This is a genomic window from Parafrankia colletiae, assembly GCF_001854655.1.
GTDB classification, from domain to species: domain Bacteria; phylum Actinomycetota; class Actinomycetes; order Frankiales; family Frankiaceae; genus Parafrankia; species Parafrankia colletiae.
Genome location: NZ_MBLM01000152.1, coordinates 314,782 through 339,842 on the forward strand (window position 1 = coordinate 314,782; position 25,061 = coordinate 339,842).

Consider the following 25,061-nt stretch of genomic DNA (forward strand, 5'->3'; position numbering starts at 1 on the left):
CCGCGGGATCATCTGCTGGAGGCACCATGACGGCGGCAATCGACCGGACAGCCCTGGCGCGTAACGAACACCTGACCTTTCGGGCGAACCGGGAGGTCGGACGGCACGGTTGGCTGCGTCTCACCCCCGCGTACGGCGTCCGGCTCGTGCGCGGCCGAATGTGCGGGCTGCCACCCGGTTCGGTTGTCACCGACCCCTTCTCGGGAACCGGGACCACCCCGTTGGCCGCCGCCGAGCTCGGGCATGTGGGCCAGAGCACCGATGTGAACCCGTTCCTGGTCTGGCTGGGCCGGGCAAAGGTCCGGCACTACCCGCATCGCACGCTCGACGAGGTACGCGTCGCGGCGCTGGACGTCATGGCAGGCGCCGCCCGGACCGATCCGGACGGCGCCCTGTGGCAGCCGGGCCTGCACCAGATCGAGAAATGGTGGAGTCCCGGCGAGCTCCACGCGCTCAAGGCGCTGAGGGCCGAGATAGACGCGTATTCAGGCCCGGTGGCGGACCTGCTGCAGATAGCGCTGTGCCGGGTGCTCATCGCAGTCAGCAGCGCCGCGTTCAACCACCAGTCGATGTCCTTCGCCACCCGGCCGGACCGGTCACCGGCCCGCTTCGACCCGGCGGTGACCGCCACCACCGTCACGCACTTCGGCGCCGAGGCGGCAGCGCTGATCGAGTCCGCCCGGCATGACCTGCCAGGCACCGCCACCGTGCACCAGGGTGACTCACGGATGTGCGCCAGCGGCCTGCGTGCAGCGGATCTCGTCCTGACCAGCCCGCCCTACGCGAACCGGATGTCCTACATCCGGGAGCTGCGCCCCTACATGTACTGGCTGCGTTTCCTCGACGAGGCTGGCGACGCCGGCCGGCTCGACTGGCAGGCGATCGGCGGCACCTGGGGCAGCGCGACCTCMAACCTGCGAGGATGGAAACCCACGACCGCGACCCCGGTTGACGACGAAATGGGCGTCGTGTGCGCGAGAATAGCGGCCGACGGCGGCCGCAGCGGCCCGCTGCTCGCCGCCTACGTCCACAAATACCACCATGACATGTGGCTTCACTTCCAGGCCGTCGCTGGGCTGGTGCGGCCCGGTGGGAAGCTCTCCTACATTGTCGGGAACTCAACCTTCTACGGGCACGGCGTGCCCGCCCAGGAGTGGTACGCGTGCATGCTGCGGGAGCTGGGCTACGTTGACGTCGAGGTCGAGGTGATCCGGAAGAGAAACTCGAACAAGGCCCTGTTCGAGTTCGACGTGCGTGCCAGTCGGCCGTGACGGCCCCCACGACCGGAATCCCGCCGAGGACGACAGCCGCGGCCCGCGCCGCCGCCGTTCTGTGCGAGATCGCCGCACCCGCCGTCCTCGTCACCGCACTGCTGGTGCACATCTGTCTGGACGACGCCCCCGACACCTGGACCGGCCTGCTCTGGGCCGCCATTTCGATCGCTTTCGGCACCATCATCCCGATGGCCTTCGTCTTTCACGGAGTCCGCGGCGGAAAATGGTCCGACCATCATGTCCCCGAGCGCAGCAGGCGCCTGGCACCGATGCTGTTCGGCGCCGCGTCGGTGACCGCCGGTCACCTTCTCCTGCAGGTGGCGGACGCCCCGACCACGCTGATCGCCGTCTACACCGCCATCCTCGTCGAAACCCTCGTCCTCGCCGCGATCACGAAGTTCTGGAAGATCAGCGGCCACGTGGCGGCCGCCGCCAGCTGCGCCACCGTCCTCACCCTCACCGACAGCCTGCTGTCCCTCCCCGCCTGGCTGCTCGTCCCCCTCGTCGCCTGGGCCCGTATCCAGATCCGCGCCGCCCGCCTGGAAGCCCTTCCCAGGCCAGCGGGCCTTGCCGTGCCAGCGGGCCCACTCCGCCCGCCAACCCTCCAGGACCTCGACGAACTGGACGGTCACACCCTCGCCCAGACCATCGCCGGCGCCCTCGTCGCCACCGCGCTGGTCACCGCGACCTACCTCGCCGTCGTCCACCTCGCGGCCCCCGGTGCCTAGCGCCGCCAGACCGGGGCCAACGGGACGGACGAGCGCGGTCAGGACGGGTGAGACGTCGATGGCGCGGCAGCGGGGCTGGGCCGGTTCGTGGCGAGCGGGCACACGCCGAGGGCGAGCTGGCAGAAGGTGTCCCGGCTCACCTGCCATCCCTTCCCGGTCCGGACCAGCACGGCCAGGGCGTCGTACGTCGCGGGTCGGCCCCGGTCCGTGATGCTGTCTCCTCGCACTTCAAACAGCGGCATGGTCGGGTCGGTGTAGGTGAGCGAGATCGAGGCCGCGGCGTGCGTGGCGTCCCGTGGCGCCACCTCGTGCACCGTGACCCGCAGCGTGCGCGCCAGTCCGGGGTGTTGGGCACGGTGGCGCTCAAGACCGGGCGCGAGCTCCTCGCCGTTCTCGACCGCCGCGAGTGTCCGTCCCGTCGATGTCCCGCCGGTGAACACCTGGGCCACGGCCGCACGGACAGCCCGGTCGAGGGACGGATCGACGCGCGGCCGAGATCCGACCGTGAGTTCCTCCGCGACCCGGCGCATGTCGTCCTCGCTGACCGGCGTGCCCGCGGCGACGTCAAGGACAAGTCCGTCCCGCTCGATCCAGACCAGGCTGAACTCCTCCTTGGCGTCCATGCGGGTGAGCAGGGCGGATCTGCCTCTGACCGTTGTCCGGGCGAAGGTTCGCTGCGGCTGCGCGGCGCGCATGTCGTCCTCGACCGCGGCGAGAGTCGGCACGTTCCCCCACTGCGCGGTGACGGCGACGAACCCGACCCGCCCGCCGGCCATCGTCTGGAAGTCGGAGCGGTAGGCCAGCGCCCCGGGCGTGAACGGGCTCAGTGCCGCGGCGGACGGCCCGGCCGAGCTCATGCCGGCGGGCAGCCAGGTGACGCCGACACCACCCACGTCCCGGCCCGACGCCGGCGGGAAGACGGTGCCGGCCGCACCAGTGGTCACGGTGACAGGAGTGGCTGCCCCGACCGGAGTGGTCACGGCGACCGGGGCGGTGGCGGGCGACGGGCGGGCCGGCCTGATCTCTGCGGTGTCCGCGCCGGAGCGGGCCAGCGTCAGGCCGGTGGACGACGCGACCACGAGCACGGCCACCGCCGCGCCGGCGGCGGCCCGCCGCCGTCGGCGGTGTCGACGGAACCGTTCCCGGACAGCGCCCGCCAGGTTCGGCCCGGCTGCGACCTGCACTGTCTCGTCGCGCATGGCAGCCCGCAGGTGGCCCTCGAGATCAGCGCTCATGGCGTCCTCCCCGTCATCGGTAGGGAGCTGTGGAGGTCGACACTCGCCCGCAGCCGGGCGAGCCCGCGGGAGGCCTGGCTCTTGACCGAGCCGACGCTGCAGCCCAGGGCGGCAGCCACCTCGGCCTCCGGCAGGTCGTCGAAGTAACGCAGCACGAGCACCGCCCGTTGGCGGGCCGGCAGGGTCATGAGCGCGCGGATCAGCTCGTCGCGCGTCGACAGCCGATCTGCGTGGTCGGTCGGCCCGGCCTGGTCGTGTGGCCCCAGCGGCACCTCCCTGACCCGGCTCCGTCGCCATCTGCTCGCCGCCGCGTTCACCAGAGCGCGGCGCACGTATGCCTCCGGATGGCCGGCTGACACCCGCGGCCAGTGCCGGTAGGTGCGCTCCAGCGCCCCCTGGACCAGATCCTCGGCCGCGGCGTGGTCTGCGACCAGGAGGACGGCGCAGCGCAGCAGCCGGTCACCGGTGCGTGCGACGAACTCCTCGAACGCACGCTCATCGCGTTCCTGCACCCGACACGTCCTCTCCGCGCTCCCGCCCCTTCTGAACGCCACGGAGGCGCCCCAGGTTGACAGGCCCGGCCGACTTCCTCGTCGCCCGAGGCGGTTCCGCGGTTCCGCGGTTCCGCGGCTCCGCGGCTCGGAGGACCCCCGAGTTGCGCTCCGACGACGCAGGGAACAGTCATCCGTAGTCGGACGAACGGCCGCGCGCACGCTGATGGAGGACATGCCGGCCTGCAGTCGGGAGATCCTCGGGGAGGAGCACTCACATAACCGGGCGATCAGTCGAGCCTTGGCCGCATGGAGAACGACGTGGCCGAACAGCCGAAGCGTCGGCGAGCACACCGTCGATCGACAGCCCTCGGCAAACCGCCCGACAGAGCCAGCCAGCTTTCGCCGGGAGACCCTCTACCGAGCCGGCCGCGTCGGGGCACATCCATCACGGAGCACGCTGAAGCCCAGGAAGTCGCATCTGCTTCAGAAGCCTTGGCCCTGCAGGCTGTCAGGCCTGCGTCGGGGCACATCCATCACAAAACACACTAAAGACCAGAAGACCGCAACTGCCCAGAAACCCGCATCCCGCAAGCCACACCAGGCCACTCGGGGGGGTATGGGGGGGGCTAGGCCCCCCCAACCAAAATGACACGACGCCCCAGCGAAGCGCCCCACGCTGAACACACGTACCCCAAGTCGTGTGCCCCCGGCAGGATTCGAACCTGCGCACCCGCCTCCGGAGGGCGGTGCTCTATCCCCTGAGCTACGGGGGCTRCAGGGCAAGCAGGCATACCGTACCAGGTGGGATCGGCAGACTGCGCAACCCGGTGCCCGTAAGCTTCGCCCGTGTACTTCACCGCCCCCAGGGTGCTCGTCGTGGACGACGATGCCGTGATCCGTCAGCTCGTGGTCGTCAACCTGGAGCTGGAAGGCTTCGAGGTGCACACCGCGGTGGACGGGGCTGACTGTCTCGAGCGGGTCCACGAGATCGCGCCGCAGGTGATCACGCTGGACATCATGATGCCGCGGGTGAACGGCTGGGATGTCGCCGCGCGGCTGCGGGACGACCCGGCCACCGCCGGCATCAAAGTGATCATGCTGACGGCGCGCGCCCAGGAGGCGGACATCAAGCGTGGCGCCCGCCTGGGTGTGGACTACTACCTGACGAAGCCGTTCGATCCGGACATGCTGATCGGCGTGGTCAGCCGGCTCGCGGCGGGTCAGCCGGTCTGACGTCCGGGCGTGGCCTGGTGCGGCGCGCCGCCGGTTGCGGGGTCGGGGTCGGGCCGGGGGCGCGCGGCGACCGGATTGGCCGGGCGCGCCGATAGCATCGCGACATGACCCCCGCCGAGCTGGCCGACTCCATCGTTGCGGCCGTTCGTGATGCCGTCGCCAACGGCGAGCTCGACGTGGCCGTGCCTGCCGCGGTCACTGTCGAGCGCCCGCGGCAGCCCGAGCACGGCGACTACGCGTCGCCGGTCGCCCTGCAGCTCGCGAAGGAGGCTCGCCGCCCGCCGCGGGCGGTGGCTGATCTGCTCGCGGCGCGGCTGCGAACGGATCCGGGTGTGGCCGCGGTCGAGGTGGCCGGCCCGGGGTTCCTGAACATCCGGCTGGCCGGCGCGGCGATGGGCGACATCGCCCGGTCGATCGTGGGCGCCGGTGCGGCGTATGGCCGGGCGGCGGCCGCGCGTGGTGTCCGGGTGAACCTGGAGTTCGTCAGTTCGAATCCGACGGGCCCGGTGACGCTGGCGTCGGCGCGCTGGGCGGCGGTCGGTGACGCGCTGGCCCGGGTGCTGGCGGCGGCGGGATTCGAGGTCGGCACCGAGTACTACGTGAACGACGCCGGAGTGCAGGTCGAGCGGTTCGGCGCGTCGATCCTGGCGGCGCTGCGCGGCGAGCCGGCGCCCGCGGAGGGGTACCACGGCGCCTATGTCGCCGAGATCGCGACGAGGGTCCAGGCGGCGAATCCGGCGCTGGAGCAGCTGGTCGGGGCGGGTTCCGACGGGGCTGGCGCTGACGACAAGGCACTGGCGGTGTGCGCCCGCGACGGCGTCGAGATCATGCTGGCGGAGATCCGGTCGACGCTTTCCGGGTTCGGCGTCGAGTTCGACCTGTGGAAGTCGGAGCGCAGCCTGCACGACGCGGGTGAGCTGACTGCCGCGGTGGCGGAGCTCCGTGCGAAGGGCCATGTCTTCGAGGCGGACGGCGCGGTCTGGCTGCGTACCACCGACTTCGGCGACGACAAGGACCGGGCGCTGGTCAAGAGCGACGGGCGGCCGACCTATTTCTGCGCTGACGCGGCCTACTATCGGGACAAGCGCCGCCGGGGGTTCGACCGGCTCTGCTACCTGCTGGGTGCCGACCATCACGGCTACATCGGCCGGCTGCGGGCCATCGCGGCGTGTTTCGGGGACGATCCCGAGCAGACCCTCGACGTGATCATCGGCCAGATGGTGACGCTGTCCCGGGGCGGCGAGGYCGTCAAGATGTCGAAGCGGGCCGGAACGTTCCTCACCCTGCACGACCTCGTGGACGCGGTCGGGGTCGACGCGGCGCGCTACTCGCTGGTCCGGGCCTCGATGGACTCCGCGCTCGACCTGGACCTCGATGTGATCGCCCGGCAGACCAACGACAACCCGGTCTTCTACGTCCAGTACGCGCACGCGCGGATCAGCTCACTGATCCGCAACGCGGCCGCGCTGGGCCTGGCGACGTCGGTGGGCGAGGCGTTCGATGCCGGTTCGGTCGACGTCTCGCTGCTCAGCCATCCGCGGGAGGTCGATCTGATCCGGGCACTGGGTGAGCTGCCGCGGGTCGTCGAGACGGCGGCGGCGCTGCGCGCCCCGCACCGCATAGCCCGGTACCTGGAGGAGACAGCCGGGACGTATCACCGTTTCTACGACTCCTGCCGGGTGCTTCCCCAGGGCGACGAGGAGCCCACGGCGGTGACGGCCGCCCGGCTGCTGCTGGTTGAGGCCACCCGGGTGGTCCTGGCGAACGGGCTGCGTCTGCTCGGCGTCAGCGCGCCGGAACGGATGTGAGGGGCGAATGACGACTGACGGGGGCCGCGGGGCCGACAGCCCGGCGAGTGCCGACCGCCCGCTGAGGATCGCGATGCTCGGGTGTGGCGTCGTCGGTTCCGAGGTGGTGCGCCTGCTGGGCATCCACACCGACGAGCTGGCCGCCCGGGTCGGCACCCCGCTGGAGATCGCCGGGATCGCGGTTCGCGACCCTGGTCGGGTCCGCGGGGCGGCCGTCGACCGGGAGCTGCTCACCACCGACGCGGACGCGCTGATCGCCCGGAACGACGTCGACATCGTGATCGAGGTGGTCGGCGGGATCGAGCCGGCGCGCACCTGGCTGCTGTCGGCGCTGCGGTCGGGCAAGTCGGTGGTCAGCGCGAACAAGGCGCTGCTCGCCACCCACGGCTCGACGCTGCACGACGCGGCGGCCGCGGCCGGCGTCGACCTCTACTACGAGGCGGCGGTGGCCGGCGCGATCCCGCTGCTGCGCCCGTTGCGCGAGAGCCTGGCAGGGGACCGGATCCGCCGTGTCCTCGGCATCGTCAACGGCACGACGAACTACATCCTGACCCGGATGGACGAGACCGGGGCCTCGTTCGCCGAGGCGCTGGCCGAGGCCGGGGAGCTCGGGTACGCGGAGGCTGATCCGTCCGCCGACATCGACGGCTTCGACGCCGCCGCGAAGGCCGCGATCATCGCCCAGCTGGCCTTCCACACCCCGGTGACCATCGACGACGTCTACCGGGAGGGCATCGGCGCGGTGACCGCCGCCGACATCGCCAGCGCCCGGGAGCTCGGCTGCACGATCAAGGCGTTGGTGATCGCGGAACGGGCTGGTGACCGCCCCGGCATCAGCCTGCGGGTCCACCCGGCGATGATCCCCCGCTCGCATCCGCTCGCCGGGGTGCGTGAGGCGTTCAACGCGGTCTTCGTGGAGGCGGAGGCCGCCGGGCAGCTGATGTTCTACGGCCGCGGCGCGGGCGGCGCACCGACGGCGTCGGCGGTGCTCGGCGACGTGGTCGCGGTCGCCCGCAACCGCGTCGCCGGCCGGCAGGGGCCGGGGGAGTCCGCATACGCGGCGCTTCCGATCCTGCCGATGGGCCCGACGGTGACCAGCTACCACCTGCAGCTCGACGTCACGGACAAGGCCGGCGTACTGGCCGCGGTCGCCGGTGCGTTCGCACGGCACGATGTCTCCATCAGAAGTGTTCGGCAGGACGGCCGTGGCGATGACGCCAGCCTGGTCCTGGTCACCCATCCGGCCGCGGACGCGGCGCTGTCCGCCACCGTCGAGGACCTGCGGGTTCTCGACGGCGTGCGGGCCGTGTCGGGCGTGGTGCGGGTCGAGGGAGTTGAGTCATGACCGCGGTGTCGTCGACGCCGGTATCGAGTGGACCGGGCACGCCGGGTGGGTCGGATGCCTCTGGGCACCTGCCCCGGGCCTGGCGAGGAATCATCGAGGAGTACCGGCACCGGCTTCCGGTCACCATGGACACGCCGGTGGTCACCCTGCGAGAGGGGGGCACCCCTCTTCTGCATGCGGATCACCTCTCCGAACTGACCGGGTGTGACGTTCACCTCAAAGTGGAGGGCRCCAACCCGACCGGCTCCTTCAAGGACCGCGGGATGACGGTCGCGATCAGCCGCGCCGTGGGGGAGGGCTCCCAGGTCGTCATCTGCGCCTCGACCGGGAACACCTCGGCCTCCGCCGCCGCCTACGCCGCGCGGGCCGGGCTCACCTGCGCGGTCCTCGTGCCCAGTGGCAAGATCGCGCTGGGCAAGCTCGCCCAGGCGCTGGTCCACGGGGCACGGCTGCTCCAGGTCGACGGATCGTTCGACGACTGCCTGCGGGTCGCGCGCGAGCTGGCCGACACCTTCCCCGTCACCCTGGTCAACTCGGTCAACCCCTACCGCCTCGAGGGCCAGAAGACCGCGGCCTTCGAGATCGTGGAGGCGCTCGGGCAGGCACCGGACATCCACTGCCTGCCCGTGGGGAATGCGGGGAACATCACGGCCTACTGGCGCGGTTACGTGGAGGACGACACCCGGGCCGGTACCGGGCGCCCGCGCATGTTCGGCTTCCAGGCCGCCGGAGCGGCGCCRATCGTTCGTGGCGAGGTGGTCACCTCCCCGCAGACCATCGCCACCGCGATCCGCATCGGCAATCCGGCGTCCTGGGACTTCGCGACCGACGCGCGGGACGCCTCCGGAGGCCTCATCGACGCCGTCAACGACCGCCAGATCCTGGCGGCCTACCGACTGCTCGCCCGCCGGGAGGGCGTCTTCGTGGAGCCGTCGAGTGCCGCGAGTGTCGCCGGGTTGCTGGCAGCGCACGCCGACGGCCGGCTGGACCCGGGTCAGCGGGTGGTGTGCACGGTCACCGGCAACGGCCTGAAGGATCCCGACTGGGCCATCAGCGGTGCCGCGAAGCCCGAGACCATCCCGCCGACCGTCGCCGGGGCGGCCGAGGCCCTCGGCCTGCGCGGCCTGTGACGGCCGTCGACCGCCGCGGCGCCGGTTCCACCGACGCCGCCAGCTCCACCGGTGCGGCCGGTGCGGCCGGGATCCCGGCTCCCACCGAGCCGCTCTCCGGGCCACGGCACGACGGCGCAGCGCAGGTCGTGGCGGTGCGGGGGGCGACGGAAACCGGCACGGCGGCGGGGGAGGCGCCGGCCGGTGCGGTCCGCCTGCTGGTCCCGGCGTCGAGCGCGAACCTCGGGCCGGGCTTCGACGCCCTGGGTCTCGCACTGGGCCTGTACGACGACGTGTCCGTGCGGCTGACGTCCACCGGCCTCACCGTCGACACCATCGGGGCGGACACCGTCCCCGCCGACGAGGCGCATCTCGTGGTGCGGTCCATCCGCGCCACCTTCGACGAGCTGGGGCTGCCGCAGCCCGGCCTGGCGCTGCGGTGCGTGAACCGGATCCCGCACGGGCGGGGACTCGGCTCCTCGGCCGCCGCCATCGTGGCGGGTGTGGTGGCTGCCGACGCGCTCGCCGGCTCCCTGCTGGGCCCGGCCGGGCTGCTGCGGGTGGCGACGGCGATCGAGGGCCATCCGGACAACGTGGCGGCCGCTCTGCTGGGTGGCCTCACCGTGGCCTGGTACGAGGCCGGGGTGCCGCAGGCGGTGCGGGTCGCGCCGCCCGCCGAGGTGCGGCCCGTGCTTTTCGTCCCGTCGGTCCGGCAGTCGACCGAGCAGGCCCGGGGTGCGCTGCCGGAGCGGGTTCCGCACGCCGACGCCGCCGTGAACGTGGGCCGGGCCGCCCTGCTCGCCCTGGCGCTCAGCGCCGCCGAGCCGGCGGCGGGCGAGGGCGCGGACCGTTCGAAGCTGCTGCTGGCCGCCACCGAGGACCGGTTGCACCAGCCGTACCGGCTGCCGGCCCAGCCCGCCTCGGCCGATCTGGTGGCGCGGCTGCGCGCGGAGGGCGTTCCCGCGGCGCTCTCGGGGTCCGGGCCGTCCGTGGTGGCGCTGGCGGTCGGCGGCGGCCAGGCGGCCGCGGCGATCGGCGTGCCCGCGCCGGGCTTCTCCGTGATCCCGCTGACAGTCGACACCGAGGGTGCGCGACTCCAGCCCCTCGACTCCAAAGGGTAGCGTCTCCGCTCCACATGGTGTACTAATGGCGCCGTCCGGGTGGGTTGAGCGCCGCGGAGGGGCGCCGGGCGGTCATCGGAGAGTCCCTCGTGGCGTCATCGAGAGATCCAGAGGTCTCTAGGTTGTTGCCGACGTGTCTCCGTCTGGATAGTCTGGTGACTGCACCCGCTGCCGCCGCGGCGCGTGCTCGCCCCGCCAGCCTGATCTGGTCCGCAGTGGCGGCCAAGCTGCAGTGGAGCCTCACGGCAGCGGTCGGCCGCACACGGTGGCCGGTCCTGGTCAGGGATCCCGGTGCTTCAAGCCTCGTCGCCGTTGCCTCGGCTGGCGTACCGGCACCCGTCGGCGGGAAATCGGGTTCGCTCGCGGCTGTCGGCCGTCAGCGCCTTTGATGGGCGCGATGCTCGCCGTTCAAAGGGTGCTGCATCTCCTTACATCCGGCATGCGCGCAGGCGAAGAAAATCCACACGCTACGCCCGGCCCGAGAAGCCGGTTCCTTCCAGGAAGGAAAACCTTGAGCGACACCACCGACGTGCTGCCCGACAGCGCACGTGAGTCTGCGGCGCCTGCCTCGCCCGTCGACAGTTCCGCTGCGGCCGGCCTGACGTCCGTAGACACCTCCGGTGCGGCCGGGGCGAACGGCAGTCATGCCGTCCTCTCCGGGCCGGCCGGTGCTTCCGCCGATGCGTCCGCGCCTCGGCGTCGGCGGTCCGGCACCGGCCTGTCCGCCATGCTCCTGCCCGAGCTGCAGGCGATGGCCTCGCAGATGGGCATTCCCGGGGTCGGCCGGCTCCGCAAGGGCCAGCTGATCGCGGCCATCCAGAACGTCCAGAACGGGGAGGTGGCAGCCCGGCCGGAGCCGCGTTCCGCCGAGCCGTCGGGGCATGCCGAGTCGTCGGCGCCCGCGCCCGCCGCGCAGCCGGTGCAGGACATCCCGGGCACCGCCCCGGCGTCTGCGCCCACGCAGGGAAGCGGCACGGCGGAGCCGGCCCAGGCCGGCGCCGCCGTGCCGGCCGTCTCCACCGAGTCGGCGCCCACGACGACCCGGGTGCGCGGGCGGCGTGGCTCCTCCCGTGGGGTGACGAGCCCTGCGGGAGAGCAGCAGACCCTTCCGGCCGCCCCGCTGCAGGGTGGCACCGAGCCCGCCGAGGACGCCCCGCGTCCCCAGCCGGCCGCCGAAGGCGCCGCGGCGCCGGTCGCCGCGGTGAGCGCCCCGGCCCGGGTCGGGGCGAGCGGATCCGAGACCACGGCGCGCGGCCGTGACCGCTCCGGCGACCGCGAGCGCACGGGTGACCGTGACCGCTCCGGTGACCGGGAGCGGTCCGGCGAGCGGCCTGACCGGTCCGGCGAGCGGTCCGGCGAGCGGCCTGACCGGTCCGGCGAGCGGTCCGAGCGGGCAGCTGACCGGGAGCGGTCCGGCGAGCGGCCTGACCGGTCCGGCGAGCGGTCCGAGCGCGCCGAGCGTCCCGAGCGGTCTGACCGTTCCGGCGACCGTGCCGACCGTGCCGACCGGTCCGGCAGCGACCGCGGGGGGCGCACTGCGCCCGCCGACCGCGAGCGTGACCGTGGCGGCGCCGACAGGTCGAGGTCCGGTGACCGGACCCAGCCGGGTGACCGGCCGGCCGACCGCACGCCGCAGGGCGACGCGGGTCAGGGCGATGACGAGTTCGGCGGGCGCCGCCGGGGCCGTTTCCGGGAGCGCGGGCGCAACCGCGGGCGCGGCGGCCAGGGCGGTACGACCGACACGGAGCCGACGGTGCGGGAGGACGACGTCCTCGTGCCGGTCGCCGGCATCCTCGACGTCCTCGACAACTACGCGTTCATCCGGACCAGTGGGTACCTGACCGGTCCCACGGACGTGTACGTCAGCCTTGCCCAGGTGCGGCGCAACGGCCTGCGCCGCGGTGACGCCATCACCGGCGTGGTGCGCGCGCCGCAGGAGGGCGAGCAGCGCCGGGACAAGTACAACGCGCTGGTCCGGCTGGACACCATCAACGGGATGGAGCCGGAGGAGGCGCGCGGCCGGCCCGAGTTCCACAAGCTCACCCCGCTGTACCCGCAGGAGCGGCTGCGGCTCGAGACCGAGCCGCACATGATGACCACCCGGGTCATCGACCTGGTGATGCCGATCGGCAAGGGCCAGCGCGCACTGATCGTGAGCCCGCCGAAGGCCGGCAAGACGATGGTGCTGCAGGCGATCGCCAACGCGATCACCACGAACAACCCGGAATGCCACCTCATGGTCGTGCTCGTGGACGAGCGCCCCGAGGAGGTGACCGACATGCAGCGGTCGGTGAAGGGCGAGGTCATCGCCTCGACCTTCGACCGCCCGCCGGCCGACCACACCAACGTCGCCGAGCTGTCGATCGAGCGGGCCAAGCGGCTCGTCGAACTGGGTCATGACGTCGTGGTCCTGCTGGACTCGATCACGCGGCTCGGTCGGGCCTACAACCTGGCGGCGCCGGCGTCCGGGCGCATCCTGTCCGGTGGTGTCGACTCGACGGCGCTCTACCCGCCGAAGCGGTTCCTCGGTGCGGCGCGCAACATCGAGAACGGCGGCTCCCTGACKATCATCGCGACCGCGCTGGTCGAGACCGGGTCCACCATGGACACGGTCATCTTCGAGGAGTTCAAGGGCACCGGTAACGCCGAGCTCAAGCTGGACCGCAAGATCGCCGACAAGCGGACCTTCCCGGCGGTGGACGTCGACGCCTCCGGAACCCGCAAGGAGGACATCCTGCTGGCGCCCGAAGAGCTTGTGATCATGCACAAGCTGCGGCGCGTCCTGCACACCCGGGAGCCGCAGCAGGCACTCGACCTGCTGCTCGACCGGCTGAAGCAGAGCCGGACGAACTACGAGTTCCTGATGCAGATCGCCAAGACCGCACCGCCGCAGGACTGACCGCACCGCGGGCCCGGCACGTTCCGGGCCCTGGCGCACCGCGGGCATCACGGCCGGCGGGACCCGGAACACCGGGTCCCGCCGGCGGTGTTGTACCCGGCGGCGGGCCAGGCCCGGTCGGACGGGTCTGGCACACTGGCAAACCATCGGCTCCGGTTCACGCTGTCCGCGCCCGCGGCAGCGACCCGGCGGCCACATCGGAAGAGGGGCCATGAGGGCTGACATCCACCCCACGTACAACGAGACCCTGGTGACCTGCACCTGCGGGAGCACGTTCACCACGCGTTCGACCAAGGACGACGGCGCCATCAGCGCCGAGGTGTGCTCGCAGTGCCACCCGTTCTACACGGGCAAGCAGAAGATCATGGACGTCGGCGGGCGTGTGGAGAAGTTCGAGCGGCGGTTCGGCCGGCGCCGCCCCGGCGAGGCGCCCGGCGGCGCGAAGTAGGTGTTCCGCGGCGCCCGCACCGGGTCTCCCGGGCGGGCGCCGTTCGCGTCCTGCCGTTCGCGTACCCGGGGTGTTTCCGCCTTCCCTGTTCCCGCGTGCCGGTCGGCGCCGCGCGCCGCCGCTCGCGAACTGGCGGTAACGTCGCCACAGCCTTCGCGGCCGCGGGGCCTGCGACGCCGGTCCTGACGACTGAAGGAACTGTGATGACCTCCCCGCTCGCGAGCATGATCGCCGAGCACGCCGACATCGAGAAGCGGCTGGCGGACCCGGACCTGCACAACGACCCGTCGGTGGCACGGGAGCTGACCCGCCGGTACGCCGAGCTCGCGACACCGGTCGACCTCGCCCGGCAGCTGGAGAGCGTCGAGGGCGACCTGGAGGCCGCCCGGGAACTCGCCGAGCAGGACGTCTCGTTCCGCGACGAGGTCGTGGCGCTGGAGGAAAGCCTGGTCGAGCTCAACGGCCGGCTGCGGGCCTACCTGGTGCCGGTCGACCCCGACGACAGCCGTGACGCCATTCTCGAGGTGAAGGCCGGCGCCGGCGGCGAGGAGTCCGCGTTGTTCGCGGGCGATCTGCTGCGCATGTACCTGCGCTATGCGGAGCGGCGCGGCTGGCGCACCCAGGTGCTGGACGCGAACCCGAGCGACCTCGGCGGCTACCGGGACGTGAGCGTCGCGGTGAAGGCCCGCGGCTCCGCCGCGCCCGGCCACGGGGTGTTCGGGCGGCTGCGTTTCGAGGGCGGCGTGCACCGGGTGCAGCGGGTGCCGGTGACCGAGTCCGCGGGGCGCATCCACACCTCGGCGGCGGGCGTGCTCGTGCTGCCCGAGGCGGCCGATGTGGACGTCGAGGTCGACCCCAACGACCTGCGGATCGACGTGTTCCGGTCCTCCGGGCCCGGTGGGCAGAGCGTCAACACGACCGACTCGGCGGTGCGCATCACCCACCTGCCGACCGGCGTGGTCGTGTCCTGCCAGAACGAGAAGAGCCAGCTCCAGAACAAGGAGTCGGCGATGCGGATCCTGCGCGCCCGGCTGCTCGCCGCGGCCCGGGAGAAGGCCGACTCCGAGGCGGCGGCGGTCCGGGCCAGTCAGGTCCGCACGGTCGACCGCTCGGAGAAGATCAGGACGTACAACTTCCCCGAGAACCGGATCAGTGACCACCGGATCAACTACAAGGCCCACAACCTCGAGCAGGTTCTCGACGGCGACCTTGACTCCCTGATCGACGCGCTGACCGAGGCCGACCAGGCCACCCGGATGGCGGGGGCCCCGTGACCATCCCGCCGGGGACCATCCCGCCGGTGAAGATCCCGCCGGTGAAGATCCCGCCGACCGCGGTGACGCCGGAGGGCCAGGTGACCCTGGCCGGCGAGCTCGCCGCCGCGGCGGCACGGCTGGCCGCGGCCGGCGTCGCCAGCCCGCGGGGGGATGCCGAGCAGCTCGCCGCGCACGTCCTCGACGTCTCCCGCGGGCGGCTGGCGCTGGTCGAGGTCATCAGCACTTCGGCGGCCCAGGAGCTGCGCCACCTGGTCGAACGGCGCGCGGACCGGGTCCCGCTGCAGCACCTGACCGGTCTCGCCGGTTTCCGGCGGCTGGACATCGCCGTCGGGCCGGGAGTCTTCATCCCGCGCCCGGAGACCGAGTGGGTCGTGGAGGAGGCCATCCGCCTGCTGCGGGCCTCCGGCGCGGTACGTCCGATCTGCGTCGACCTGTGTGCCGGGTCCGGAGCCATCGCGCTGTCGCTGGCGGACGAGGTCCGCGGCGCCGAGGTCCATGCGGTCGAGCTGGAACCGGCCGCGCTCGACTGGCTGCGCCGCAACGTCGGGCGCACCGGCCTGCCCGTGCGGGTGCACCAGGCGGACGTGGGTGTCATCGGCGCCGGTCTTCCGCCCGGCTCCCCACCAGCCACCCGAGCGGGCGCCGGGCCGGTGGACGGGGTTCTCTCGGTGCTCGCGGAGCTGGCCGGGCGGGTCGATCTGGTGGTCAGCAATCCCCCGTATCTTCCTGACCATGAGCGGTCCCGCGTCGAGCCCGAGGTCGGTCGGCACGACCCGCCCGCCGCGCTGTGGGGCGGGCCGGACGGCCTGGACGGCCCGCGGGCCGTGGTGACGGCCGCGGCCGAGCTGCTGCGTCCCGGCGGCCTGCTCGTCATGGAGCACGCCGACGAGCACGGGCAGGCGGTTCCCTCGCTGCTCGCGAGCGGCGGCCCGTGGTCTGGTTCGTGGTTCGACATCGTCGATCATCCCGATCTCGCTGGGCGGGACCGGTTCGTCACCGCCCGGTGGGATCCGCCGGGCCGGGGCCGGCCGGGCAGCGCCGGAGAGGACGTCTGATGCTGGTTTTCGACTGCTCCGACGAGGGGCAGCGCGCCGCCGGGCTGGACGCGGCCGCCGACGCCGTCCGCCGGGGCAGGCTCGTGGTGCTGCCGACCGACACCCTGTACGGCCTGGGTGCGGACGCGTTCGACCGCGACGCGGTGGCCGGGCTGCTCGCTGCCAAGGGCCGTGGCCGGGACATGCCCGTGCCGGTGCTCGTCGGCTCCTGGCGGACGCTGGACGGGCTCGCCGAGCAGGTCACCGGGCAGATCCGCGACCTCATGCGTGCCTTCTGGCCGGGCGGCCTGACCCTGGTCATCAACCACGCGCCATCCCTGCGGTGGGATCTGGGTGACGCCCGTGGCACGGTCGCCGTCCGCATGCCGCTGCACCCGGTCGCGCTGGAGCTGCTCGCCCGGACCGGTCCGATGGCCGTGTCCAGCGCGAACATCAGCGGGCGTCCGGCGGCGACGGACGCGCAGGACGCGATGATGCAGCTCGGTGGCGCCGCGGAGGTGTACCTGGACGGGGGTCCGACACCGGTCGGCACCGCGTCGACGATCCTGGACTGCACGGGCCCCGTTCCGGTGGTCGTGCGGGAGGGCGCGGTCGGGCTGGCGGCGCTGCGCTCCGTACTGCCGCTCGTCCAGGAGCCTGCCCGCCGCTGAGACGTCCTATCCTGGGCCTCATGGCGGCGGGCGGTGGAGACAGCATGAGCACCCCGTTCTGGGGCCCGGATTTCGACCTGCTGCGAGCCACTGATCCGGAGATCGCCTCGGTCGTGCTCGACGAGCTGAGCCGGCAGCGCGAGGGGCTGCAGCTGATCGCGAGTGAGAACCTCACCTCGCCGGCGGTACTGGCGGCGCTGGGGTCGACGCTGTCGAACAAGTACGCCGAGGGCTATCCGGGGCGCCGGTACTACGGCGGCTGCCAGGTGGTGGACCGGGCGGAGGAGCTCGGGATCGCCCGGGCCCGGGCGCTGTTCGGAGCCGACCACGCGAACCTGCAGCCCCACTCGGGTGCCCAGGCGAACTTCGCCGCCTACGCGGCGCTGCTCACCCCCGGCGACACCGTCCTGGCCATGTCACTGCCGCACGGTGGGCATCTCACCCACGGCAGCCGGGTGAACTTCTCCGGCCGCTGGTTCGACGTGGTGGGCTACGGCGTCCGGGAGGACACCGAGCTGATCGACTACGACGAGGTGCGCCGGCTCGCACTCCAGCACCGACCCAAAATGATCATCTGTGGTGCGACGGCGTACCCGCGGCAGATCGACTTCGCCGTGTTCCGGGCGATCGCCGACGAGGTGGGCGCCTGGTTGCTGGTGGACGCGGCGCACTTCATCGGCCTGGTCGCCGGCGGGGCGCTGCCCAGCCCTGTGCCCTACGCCGATGTCGTGACCTTCACGACCCACAAGGTCCTCCGTGGCCCTCGGGGCGGCATGATCCTCTGCCGCGCCGAGCTCGCCGCCCGTATCGACAAGGCGGTCTTCCCCTTCAGCCAGGGCGGGCCGCTGATGCACGCCGTCGCGGCCAAGGCGGTCGCGCTGCGGGAGGCCGCGAGCCCCGCGTTCGCCGCGTACGCACGGCAGGTGATCGCCAACGCGCGGGCGCTCGCGGACGGTCTGGCCTCCGAGGGGCTGCGGCCGGTCGGTGGTGGCACGGACACCCATCTCGTCCTGCTCGATCTGCGGGAGCTCGGCGTGACCGGGCGCGATGCCGAGGCCCGCTGCGACGCGGCGGGGATCACGCTGAACAAGAACGCGATCCCGTTCGACCCGCAGCCTCCGGCGGTCTCCTCCGGCATTCGGGTGGGCACCCCCGCGGTGACGACCCAGGGCATGCGCGAAGGTGAGATGAAGGAGATCGCCGGGCTGATCTCCCACGCCGTCCGCGACCCGGGCGCGGTGGGGGAGGTCGCGGCGGCGGTGTCGACACTGGTTGACCGCTACCCGGCCTACCCGGCCTACCCGAGATAGCCGGGCACCTGGCGACGGGCTGGAATGCCGGTGATGGTCTGGTCTGTCCAGGTCCGCCCAGGCGAACGATGAACTGCGGGATGGGTTGACATGCGTGAGTACGTGCTCGTCTTCGCGGTCGCGGCCGCGGTCACCTTCCTCACGACCCCGATCGCCCRCTGGATCGCTTTCCGCGTCGGGGCGGTCGCCCGACCGCGGGCCCGGGACGTCCACGCGACGCCGACACCGCGGCTCGGTGGCCTGGCGATGCTCGCCGGGCTTTACGCCGGCCTGGAAGTGGCAGACCATCTGCCATTTCTGTCCGTGGTCTCCCAGGACTGGTCGGAGACGCGGGCAGTACTGGTCGCCGGCACGCTGATCTGTCTTCTGGGCGCGGCGGACGACCGCTGGGAACTGGATTCGCTGACCAAGCTCGCCGGTCAGGTGGCCGCTGCGGGCGTGATGGTTCTGCTGGGTGTGCAGTGGTCCTTCGCCATCGACCGGGACAGTCAGACCACGCTCAGCTTCGGCCCGGAGACCGCCGTACCGCTATCCATTCTCGCGACGCTCATCCTGGTCAACGCGATGAACTTCATCGACGGCCTGGACGGGCTCGCCGCCGGTGTGGCGGCGATCGCCGCCGGGGCGACGTTCTATTTCGCCTACCAGATAGCGGTGATCAACGGTTTCTACCGTGCGTCGCCCGCGGCCCTGCTGGCGGCGGTCACCGCCGGCGTCTGCGTGGGCTTCCTGCCGCACAACTTCAATCCGGCCCGGCTGTTCATGGGCGACTCGGGATCGATGCTCATCGGCCTGCTGTCGGCCGCCTCGATGATCTCGGTGACGGGGCAGGTCGCGTACGGGGGTTACGCTGGACCCTCYAGGCAGCTACCGTCGCTGATCCCGCTGGCGATTCCGCTGGCGGTGCTGGCTGTTCCGGTGCTCGACCTGGGGCTCGCGGTCATCCGGCGCACGAAGGCCGGCCGCTCGCCGTTCGCGRCCGACAAGATGCACCTCCACCACCGGATTCTCTCCATTGGAAACTCCCATGTCAGGGCGGTTCTACTGATGTACTTCTGGGCCGCGCTCGTCGGGTTCGGAGGCGTGGCGGCGTCCTTCTCCGACTCGCCGCTCCCGATCCTCGCCGCCACCGTCGGTGTCGGGTTGCTGGCGCTCGTGGCGCTGCTCCTGGGCGGGCAGCGAGCGGCTCGTCGGGCATGATCGCGACGGCGCTCCCGGCATTGCGGGCCGGCCTGTGTGTGATGGCGGCGCTGCTGGCGGTCGTGCTGGCAGTGGCCGGCGCGGTGCGCGGCGCCGCCGGTGCGGCCGGTGCGGCACTCGCGGTCGGCCTGGTGGCGGCGTTCTTCGCGCTCGGCAAGCTCGCGCTGGTCGCGGTCGCCCGCCGCGGGGCCACCACGATGCTGCTGCCGGCCGCTCTCGGGATCTACGCGGCGAAGGTCTGCGTTCTCGGCGTCGTTCTGCTGGCCCTACGTGATGTGACCGCGATCGACCTGCAGAGTTTCGCCTGGTCGATCATGGCCGCGACACTGTGCTGGGTGGGGGCCGAGGTCTGGGTCGCCGCCCGGCTGCGGGTTCCGTTCTACGATCCGGCGACCTTCGACCCGGCGCGGGTCGCGCCGCTGCTCGCCGACCGGGGGGACTCTCTTGGGGCGCCCCGCAGAGCCACGAACGCGCCCCCGACCGGCCCGGCGGCACCGCCCAGTCGGTCGAGCCAGGCCGGGCGGCCCGGCCAGATCGACCAGGCGGACCAGGCGGACCAGGCGGACCAGGCCACTCGGACCGGTCAGTCCGGTCAGTCCGGTCAGGCGAGCCGGACCAGCCGTCAGGGGCAGGCGGGGCCGCCGGCAGTGGCCGGCGAGCAGCCGCAGGTGCTGTAGGCACCGCAGGGACTGTCAGGCATCGTGGGCAACGGCAGCCAGCCGCCTGCGGACCGGAGTGGTCGTGGGTGGGGAACCGCCGTCGGCCAGGATTAGGAACAACGTGACGGTGAGCGACACCAACGGGCCCTCTCGCGGCCATTCGGGCAAAAAGGACAATGCGAAAAGGGATGAAAGACTACGATCAGGCTCGGCCCACTCGCCGAATCCTCCGCCCGGTGAAGCGTGGGGCATCATCGGGACCATCCTCGGCGGCGGCGGGTTCTGGGGGCTGGTGGGCTTCGGGGCCGACCGCCTCCTGGGCTTCGAAGCCCTGTTTTTTCCGATCGGCCTGATCGTCGGCGTCGTCGCGGCGCTGTATCTGGTCATCTATCGGTTCGGAGCACCCCGTTGACGGAGCGTTGCGCGACGCATCGACAACGTAGTGTGACAAGATGTCCAAAAACCCAACGGATGATGAACGTTCGACTGTCCGTCGGAGATCTTAGTCCTGCAACGAGTGCTCYCCAGCGTCCAGCCGGATAGCATCTGCCCTGTCGAGGAGCGTCGTGTGGATGCGATCGGCACTGGACGCCTCCGCTTCGACTGCGCCGGGTCCGGGACAGTGAGTCCCCTGCCGCCGGAGCTGTGAACGGATCGCATCCAGCGGTCATCCGCTTGTCTTCGATTGCCTGGGGCAGCGGCCCACCCCGTATAGGGTGAGGTCGATCCAGCCCTGGGTGGATCGCGAACTTTGTCAGCATAAATGATCTTGGAGGTATCGGAAGTGCCGAGCGGATCGCTGCTCGCGGTGGCCGACGACGGCTTCCATGGGCCGACGCCCGATGTCTTCAAGCCGAAGAGCTGGTTTGAGTTCGACCTAGGACCGATCGACTTCTACTTCAACAAGTGGTCCGCGCTGACCCTGTTCGTGGCGCTCTTCGTCGGAGTCTTCCTCTGGCTGGGGTTCCGCAAGGCGACGCTCGTACCCCGTGGGCTCCAGAACTTCTGTGAGTCGATCTACGACTTCGTCGACATCTCGATCGCGCGAAACGTGATCGGGGAGCGGGGCAAGACCTTTGCTCCGTACCTGACCATTCTCTTCTGCTTCRTCCTGGTGTCGAACGTCATGGCGATCATTCCGGTCGCGCAGTTCCCGACCACGTCGCGGATCGCGCTACCGCTCATCCTTGCCCTGACGAGCTGGTTGATCTTCAACATCGTCGGTATCCGTGAGCAYGGATTCGGCGGCTACTTCAAGGACATGCTCGTTCCGGCGCCAACCGCGCCGCTGTTCGTGAAGATCATTCTCGCGCCGATCGAGTTCGTCTCGACCATCGTCGCCCGTCCCGCCACGCTTGCGATCCGGTTGTTCGCCAACATGTTCGCCGGTCACATGCTCCTGCTCGTGTTCGCCCTCGGCGCCGACTACCTGCTGCCCAAACCGCAGTTCATCTTCGGTGCGGTGTCCGGCCTGGTGGCGATCGGCCTCACCGCCTTCGAGTTGATGATCGACGTCCTGCAGGCCTACATCTTCAYGGTCCTGACAGCCGCCTACATCGGCGGAGCGATCTCCTCGCACGGCGGCGACCACGGTGACCACGACGCGGAGCATTCCCCGAGCCACGGCCACGAGGAGAGCGTTCCGCTCACCCCGGCCGCCGCGGCGGCGCGGGCCTGAAGCCAACCGCCCACGCGCACCGTGGGAGAGCCCCTCGGTGYATCGACCACAAGAAGGACGGATCTGAACGATGTCTCTCTCCGCGGCGTCCTCCGCGTTGCTTGCCGCTGATGACGCCATCAGCGGCAACATCGGGACGGTGGCCTACGGCATCGCCACCCTTGGTCCCGGCATCGGCGTCGGCATCATCTTCGGTCTGGGTGTGCAGGCGATCGCTCGCCAGCCCGAGGCCGAGCAGGTGGCCTTCCGATACATGCTGATCGGCTTCGCCGTCGTCGAGGCGCTGGCCCTCATCGGCTTCGTCGTGCCGTTCGTCTTCACCTGAGCCGGAGCGCCTGGTGCTGCAGACACTCATCCTTGCCGCCGAAGAGGGCGCGGAGCACGAGGACAGCGTCCTCATGCCGCCRCTCGCCGAGCTGATCGTTGGCCTGCTGGCCTTCGGCCTGCTCGTCGGCTTCTTCTTCTGGAAAATCTATCCCCAGATCCGCAGGACCTATGCGGAGCGGGCCGACCGTATCGAGGGTGGCCTCAACCGCGCCGAAGTTGCGGAGCGTGAGGCCAAGGCCCTGCTTGAGCAGTACCGCTCCCAGCTCGCTGAAGCCCGTACGGAGGCCGCCCGCATCCGAGAGGACGCGCAGGCCCAGGGGCGGCAGATAGTCGAGGAACTGCGCTCGCAGGCACAGCAGGAGGTCTCCGAGATCAAGGAGCGGGCCGACGCCGCGCTGGTGGCCGAACGGGCCCAGGTCGTCGCCTCGATCCGCCGTGAGATCGGTGAGATCGCGCTTGAGCTCGCCACCCGCATCGTCGGGCACGAGCTCCAGAGCGACGCGCGTCAGCGTCAGCTCGTCGATGACTTCATCGCGGGCCTCGACGAGGCGCCGCGTCCGGCGGTCGCCCCGGCCGGGCCGGGAGTCTGACGATGGAGGGAGCCAGCCGGCAGTCACTTGCCGCCGCCCGGTCGGTCCTCGACCAGGTGACGGCGGTGCCGATCGGCACCGTGACCAGCCCGGCGGCCTCGCCCGACGCGCGGCGGGTCGCCGATGACCTCGGCGCCGTCGCGGCACTGATCGGCCGTGAACCGACGGTGCGGCGCGCCCTCACCGATCCCGGTGCGCCGCCGCAGTCGCGGGTGGGTCTGGTCGGTCGCCTGTTCGGGACGCAGATCGGCCAGGGGTCCCTCGCGGTGGTGTCGGCGGCAGTCGCAGGCCGCTGGTCGCGGCCGGTCGACCTCCGCCTCGCGCTGGAGGAGCTCGCGGTCGAGGCCACGCTGGCCGAGGCCGAGGCCGCGGACGTCCTCGACGAGGTGGAGGACGAGCTGTTCCGGTTCGGCCGCATCCTGGGCCAGAACCCGCAGCTCTCGCTCGCGCTCACCGACCCGGCCGCGCCGGCGTCGGCGAAGGTCGCCCTGGTGGACCGGCTGCTGGCCGGCCGCGCCCACCCGGTGACCGTCCGGCTGGCTCAGCAGACGACCGCGGACCCCTCCCAGGGGGACATCGAGCGGCGGCTGGAGAGCCTGAGCCGGCTCGCGGCCGCCCGCCGTGGGCGGGTGGTCGCTGTCGTCAGGACCGCGACCGTGCTCGACGACGACCAGACCGCCAGGCTGAAGGCGGCGATCAGCCGCTTCTTCGGCCGCCAGATCCAGCTCCAGATCGACCTCGACCCGTCCGTTCTCGGTGGTCTGTCCGTGCGGGTGGGTGACGAGGTCGTCGATGGCACGGTCCTGCGCCGGCTCGCCGCGGCCCGCCGCGGGCTGACCCGTTAGGCCCGGACGCACGATGGGTGAGCGTAAGCCGGGCCCGGGGCCAGCACGGGTGCAGGGCACGGCAGTGACGACCGATGACCAGATCCACGCCAGCCATGAAGGACCAACGCGATGACTGAGCTGTCCATCCGGCCGGAGGAGATCCGCGACGCCCTCCGGGAGTACGTCGACTCCTTCCAGGCCACCTCCGGTGACCGGGAGGAGGTCGGCCGCGTCGTCGTGACCGGTGACGGGATCGCCCGGGTCGAGGGCCTTCCGCACACCATGACCAACGAGCTGCTGGAGTTCCACGGCGGCGTGCTGGGCCTGGCCCTGAACCTCGAGGTCGGCGAGATCGGCTGCGTCATCCTCGGCGAGGCCGAGCACATCGAGGAGGGCCAGGAGGTCCGCCGGACCGGCGAGATCCTCGCCGTCCCGGTGGGCGACGGCTTCCTCGGCCGGGTCGTCGACCCGCTGGGCCGCCCGATCGACGGCCTCGGTGAGATCGTCGCCGAGGGCACCCGCGCCCTGGAACTGCAGGCGCCGTCGGTGGTCGAGCGCCAGCCGGTGAAGGAGCCCCTCCAGACCGGCATCAAGGCCATCGACGCGATGACCGCCATCGGCCGGGGTCAGCGTCAGCTGATCATCGGCGACCGGCAGACCGGCAAGACGACGGTCGCGATCGACGCGATCATCAACCAGCGTGACAACTGGCTGTCTGGCGACCCGAAGAAGCAGGTCAAGTGCGTCTACGTCGCCATCGGCCAGAAGAAGTCGACGATCCGCGAGGTCGTCAACACCCTTGAGGAAGCCGGCGCGCTGGCCTACACGACCATCGTCGCCGCCCCGGCGGACGAGCCGGCCGGCTTCAAGTACATCGCCGCCTACACCGGCTCCGCCATCGGGCAGCACTGGATGTACAACGGCCAGCACTCGCTGGTGGTCTTCGACGACCTCTCCAAGCAGGCGGAGGCCTACCGGGCCATCTCGCTGCTGCTGCGCCGCCCGCCGGGCCGTGAGGCCTACCCGGGTGACGTCTTCTACCTGCACTCCCGTCTGCTCGAGCGCTGCGCGAAGCTCTCCGACGAGCTGGGCGGCGGGTCGCTGACCGGGCTGCCGATCATCGAGACGAAGGCCAACGACATCTCGGCCTACATCCCGACGAACGTCATCTCGATCACCGACGGTCAGATCTTCCTCGAGTCCGACCTGTTCAACCAGGGTGTCCGGCCGGCGATCAACGTCGGTACCTCGGTCTCCCGGGTCGGCGGCAGCGCCCAGGTCAAGGCGATGAAGTCGGTCGCCGGCCGCCTGCGCCTCGACCTCGCCCAGTACCGCGAGCTGGAGGCCTTCTCGGCCTTCGGTTCCGACCTGGACAAGGCGTCGCGTGACCAGCTCGCCCGCGGTGCCCGGCTGGTCGAGCTGCTCAAGCAGCCGCAGAACAAGCCGTTCGCCGTCGAGCGCCAGGTCGTCTCCATCTGGGCCGGCACCACCGGCAGGCTGGACGACGTTCCGGTTGCGGACATCCGCCGCTTCGAGGCCGAGTTCCTCGACTTCGTCGGGCGGGTCCACAGCGGCGTGTACGACACGATCGTCAACACCGGCAAGCTCGGTGACGACACGATCGGGTCGCTGGAGTCGGCGATCGCCGAGTTCAAGCAGCAGTTCACGCTGTCGGACGGCACCCAGCTGGTGAACGAGGCCACTCCCGACGCCCTCGACCCGTCCGCGGTCGAGCGCGAGGAGATCGCCGTCCACCGCCAGAAGTCGTCCTCCGAGACCACGGGCCGCTGACCC

The 25,061-nt window shown here is 71.6% G+C and carries 23 protein-coding genes and 1 tRNA gene; 21 read left to right on the forward strand and 3 right to left on the reverse strand.

Annotation, left to right across the window (positions count from 1 at the left end):
- Window positions 1-26 precede the first annotated feature (26 nt).
- Together CC117_RS28130 and CC117_RS28135 are read left to right on the forward strand one after the other, a co-directional pair.
- The gene (locus CC117_RS28130) at window positions 27-1,271 is read left to right on the forward strand and encodes a TRM11 family methyltransferase (protein WP_071089419.1); all 1,245 of its coding nucleotides are present in this window, start codon (window positions 27-29) and stop codon (window positions 1,269-1,271) included.
- Complete coding sequence (locus CC117_RS28135; protein ID WP_071089422.1) at window positions 1,268-2,002, forward strand: hypothetical protein; 735 nt, start codon at window positions 1,268-1,270, stop codon at window positions 2,000-2,002. Before CC117_RS28130 ends, CC117_RS28135 begins: the two co-directional genes overlap by 4 nt.
- A gap of 38 nt (window positions 2,003-2,040) precedes the next feature.
- Here CC117_RS28135 and CC117_RS28140 read toward each other — a convergent pair whose 3' ends face one another.
- The 3 genes from CC117_RS28140 to CC117_RS28150 form a co-directional block, all read right to left on the reverse strand.
- Window positions 2,041-3,237 (reverse strand): hypothetical protein, encoded by a 1,197-nt coding sequence (locus tag CC117_RS28140; protein WP_071089426.1) that lies wholly within the window; start codon window positions 3,235-3,237, stop codon window positions 2,041-2,043.
- Window positions 3,234-3,749: a SigE family RNA polymerase sigma factor gene (locus tag CC117_RS28145; RefSeq protein ID WP_071089429.1), complete on the reverse strand. Its 516-nt coding sequence runs from the start codon at window positions 3,747-3,749 to the stop codon at window positions 3,234-3,236. The genes CC117_RS28140 and CC117_RS28145 overlap by 4 nt, the downstream gene beginning before the upstream one ends.
- A gap of 683 nt (window positions 3,750-4,432) precedes the next feature.
- Window positions 4,433-4,504, reverse strand: a tRNA-Arg gene (locus tag CC117_RS28150).
- A 73-nt stretch (window positions 4,505-4,577) separates the two neighbouring features.
- Between CC117_RS28150 and CC117_RS28155 the strand changes: the two genes are divergently transcribed.
- From CC117_RS28155 to atpA, 19 genes are all read left to right on the forward strand, one after another.
- Window positions 4,578-4,964 (forward strand): response regulator transcription factor, encoded by a 387-nt coding sequence (locus CC117_RS28155; RefSeq protein ID WP_071089432.1) that lies wholly within the window; start codon window positions 4,578-4,580, stop codon window positions 4,962-4,964.
- Between the two features lie 104 nt (window positions 4,965-5,068).
- On the forward strand, window positions 5,069-6,772 hold the full coding sequence (gene argS, locus CC117_RS28160) for an arginine--tRNA ligase (RefSeq protein WP_071089435.1): 1,704 nt from the start codon (window positions 5,069-5,071) through the stop codon (window positions 6,770-6,772).
- A gap of 7 nt (window positions 6,773-6,779) precedes the next feature.
- Window positions 6,780-8,117, forward strand: coding sequence for a homoserine dehydrogenase (locus CC117_RS28165; RefSeq protein WP_071089438.1), 1,338 nt, complete (start codon window positions 6,780-6,782; stop codon window positions 8,115-8,117).
- Complete coding sequence (gene thrC, locus CC117_RS28170) at window positions 8,114-9,247, forward strand: threonine synthase (protein ID WP_084132923.1); 1,134 nt, start codon at window positions 8,114-8,116, stop codon at window positions 9,245-9,247. Before CC117_RS28165 ends, thrC begins: the two co-directional genes overlap by 4 nt.
- On the forward strand, window positions 9,244-10,347 hold the full coding sequence (gene thrB / locus CC117_RS28175; RefSeq protein WP_241830486.1) for a homoserine kinase: 1,104 nt from the start codon (window positions 9,244-9,246) through the stop codon (window positions 10,345-10,347). Before thrC ends, thrB begins: the two co-directional genes overlap by 4 nt.
- 511 nt (window positions 10,348-10,858) lie before the next feature.
- Complete coding sequence (gene rho, locus CC117_RS28180; protein ID WP_071089441.1) at window positions 10,859-13,246, forward strand: transcription termination factor Rho; 2,388 nt, start codon at window positions 10,859-10,861, stop codon at window positions 13,244-13,246.
- A gap of 211 nt (window positions 13,247-13,457) precedes the next feature.
- On the forward strand, window positions 13,458-13,694 hold the full coding sequence (gene rpmE, locus CC117_RS28185; protein WP_071089444.1) for a 50S ribosomal protein L31: 237 nt from the start codon (window positions 13,458-13,460) through the stop codon (window positions 13,692-13,694).
- 203 nt (window positions 13,695-13,897) lie between these two features.
- Window positions 13,898-14,968 carry a peptide chain release factor 1 gene (gene prfA, locus CC117_RS28190; RefSeq protein WP_071089448.1) on the forward strand — a complete coding sequence of 357 codons (1,071 nt, stop codon included), beginning with the start codon at window positions 13,898-13,900 and terminating at the stop codon, window positions 14,966-14,968.
- Window positions 14,969-15,015: 47 nt separating this feature from the next.
- A complete protein-coding gene (gene prmC, locus CC117_RS28195; protein ID WP_198542011.1) occupies window positions 15,016-16,026 on the forward strand; it encodes a peptide chain release factor N(5)-glutamine methyltransferase in 1,011 nt (336 codons plus the stop codon).
- The gene (locus CC117_RS28200) at window positions 16,026-16,676 is read left to right on the forward strand and encodes an L-threonylcarbamoyladenylate synthase (protein ID WP_018639303.1); all 651 of its coding nucleotides are present in this window, start codon (window positions 16,026-16,028) and stop codon (window positions 16,674-16,676) included. The genes prmC and CC117_RS28200 overlap by 1 nt, the downstream gene beginning before the upstream one ends.
- A 44-nt stretch (window positions 16,677-16,720) precedes the next feature.
- Window positions 16,721-17,986, forward strand: a complete 1,266-nt coding sequence (locus CC117_RS28205; RefSeq protein WP_071089451.1) for a serine hydroxymethyltransferase — start codon at window positions 16,721-16,723, stop codon at window positions 17,984-17,986.
- A 90-nt stretch (window positions 17,987-18,076) separates the two neighbouring features.
- Window positions 18,077-19,186, forward strand: a complete 1,110-nt coding sequence (locus CC117_RS28210; RefSeq protein ID WP_071089454.1) for an MraY family glycosyltransferase — start codon at window positions 18,077-18,079, stop codon at window positions 19,184-19,186.
- On the forward strand, window positions 19,183-19,863 hold the full coding sequence (locus tag CC117_RS39430) for a hypothetical protein (protein ID WP_241830487.1): 681 nt from the start codon (window positions 19,183-19,185) through the stop codon (window positions 19,861-19,863). Before CC117_RS28210 ends, CC117_RS39430 begins: the two co-directional genes overlap by 4 nt.
- A gap of 109 nt (window positions 19,864-19,972) precedes the next feature.
- The gene (locus tag CC117_RS39435; protein WP_241830488.1) at window positions 19,973-20,257 is read left to right on the forward strand and encodes a hypothetical protein; all 285 of its coding nucleotides are present in this window, start codon (window positions 19,973-19,975) and stop codon (window positions 20,255-20,257) included.
- 372 nt (window positions 20,258-20,629) lie between these two features.
- Entirely contained in the window at window positions 20,630-21,523 is an 894-nt protein-coding gene (atpB, locus tag CC117_RS28225; protein WP_071089457.1) for a F0F1 ATP synthase subunit A, read from the forward strand.
- Window positions 21,524-21,593: 70 nt separating this feature from the next.
- On the forward strand, window positions 21,594-21,848 hold the full coding sequence (locus CC117_RS28230) for an ATP synthase subunit c family protein (RefSeq protein ID WP_018639310.1): 255 nt from the start codon (window positions 21,594-21,596) through the stop codon (window positions 21,846-21,848).
- Window positions 21,849-21,861: 13 nt separating this feature from the next.
- Window positions 21,862-22,440: a F0F1 ATP synthase subunit B gene (locus tag CC117_RS28235; protein WP_071089460.1), complete on the forward strand. Its 579-nt coding sequence runs from the start codon at window positions 21,862-21,864 to the stop codon at window positions 22,438-22,440.
- A gap of 2 nt (window positions 22,441-22,442) precedes the next feature.
- Window positions 22,443-23,285 (forward strand): F0F1 ATP synthase subunit delta, encoded by an 843-nt coding sequence (locus tag CC117_RS28240; RefSeq protein WP_071089463.1) that lies wholly within the window; start codon window positions 22,443-22,445, stop codon window positions 23,283-23,285.
- Window positions 23,286-23,396: 111 nt separating this feature from the next.
- Window positions 23,397-25,058, forward strand: a complete 1,662-nt coding sequence (gene atpA, locus CC117_RS28245; protein ID WP_071089465.1) for a F0F1 ATP synthase subunit alpha — start codon at window positions 23,397-23,399, stop codon at window positions 25,056-25,058.
- The last annotated feature ends 3 nt before the right edge of the window (window positions 25,059-25,061 follow it).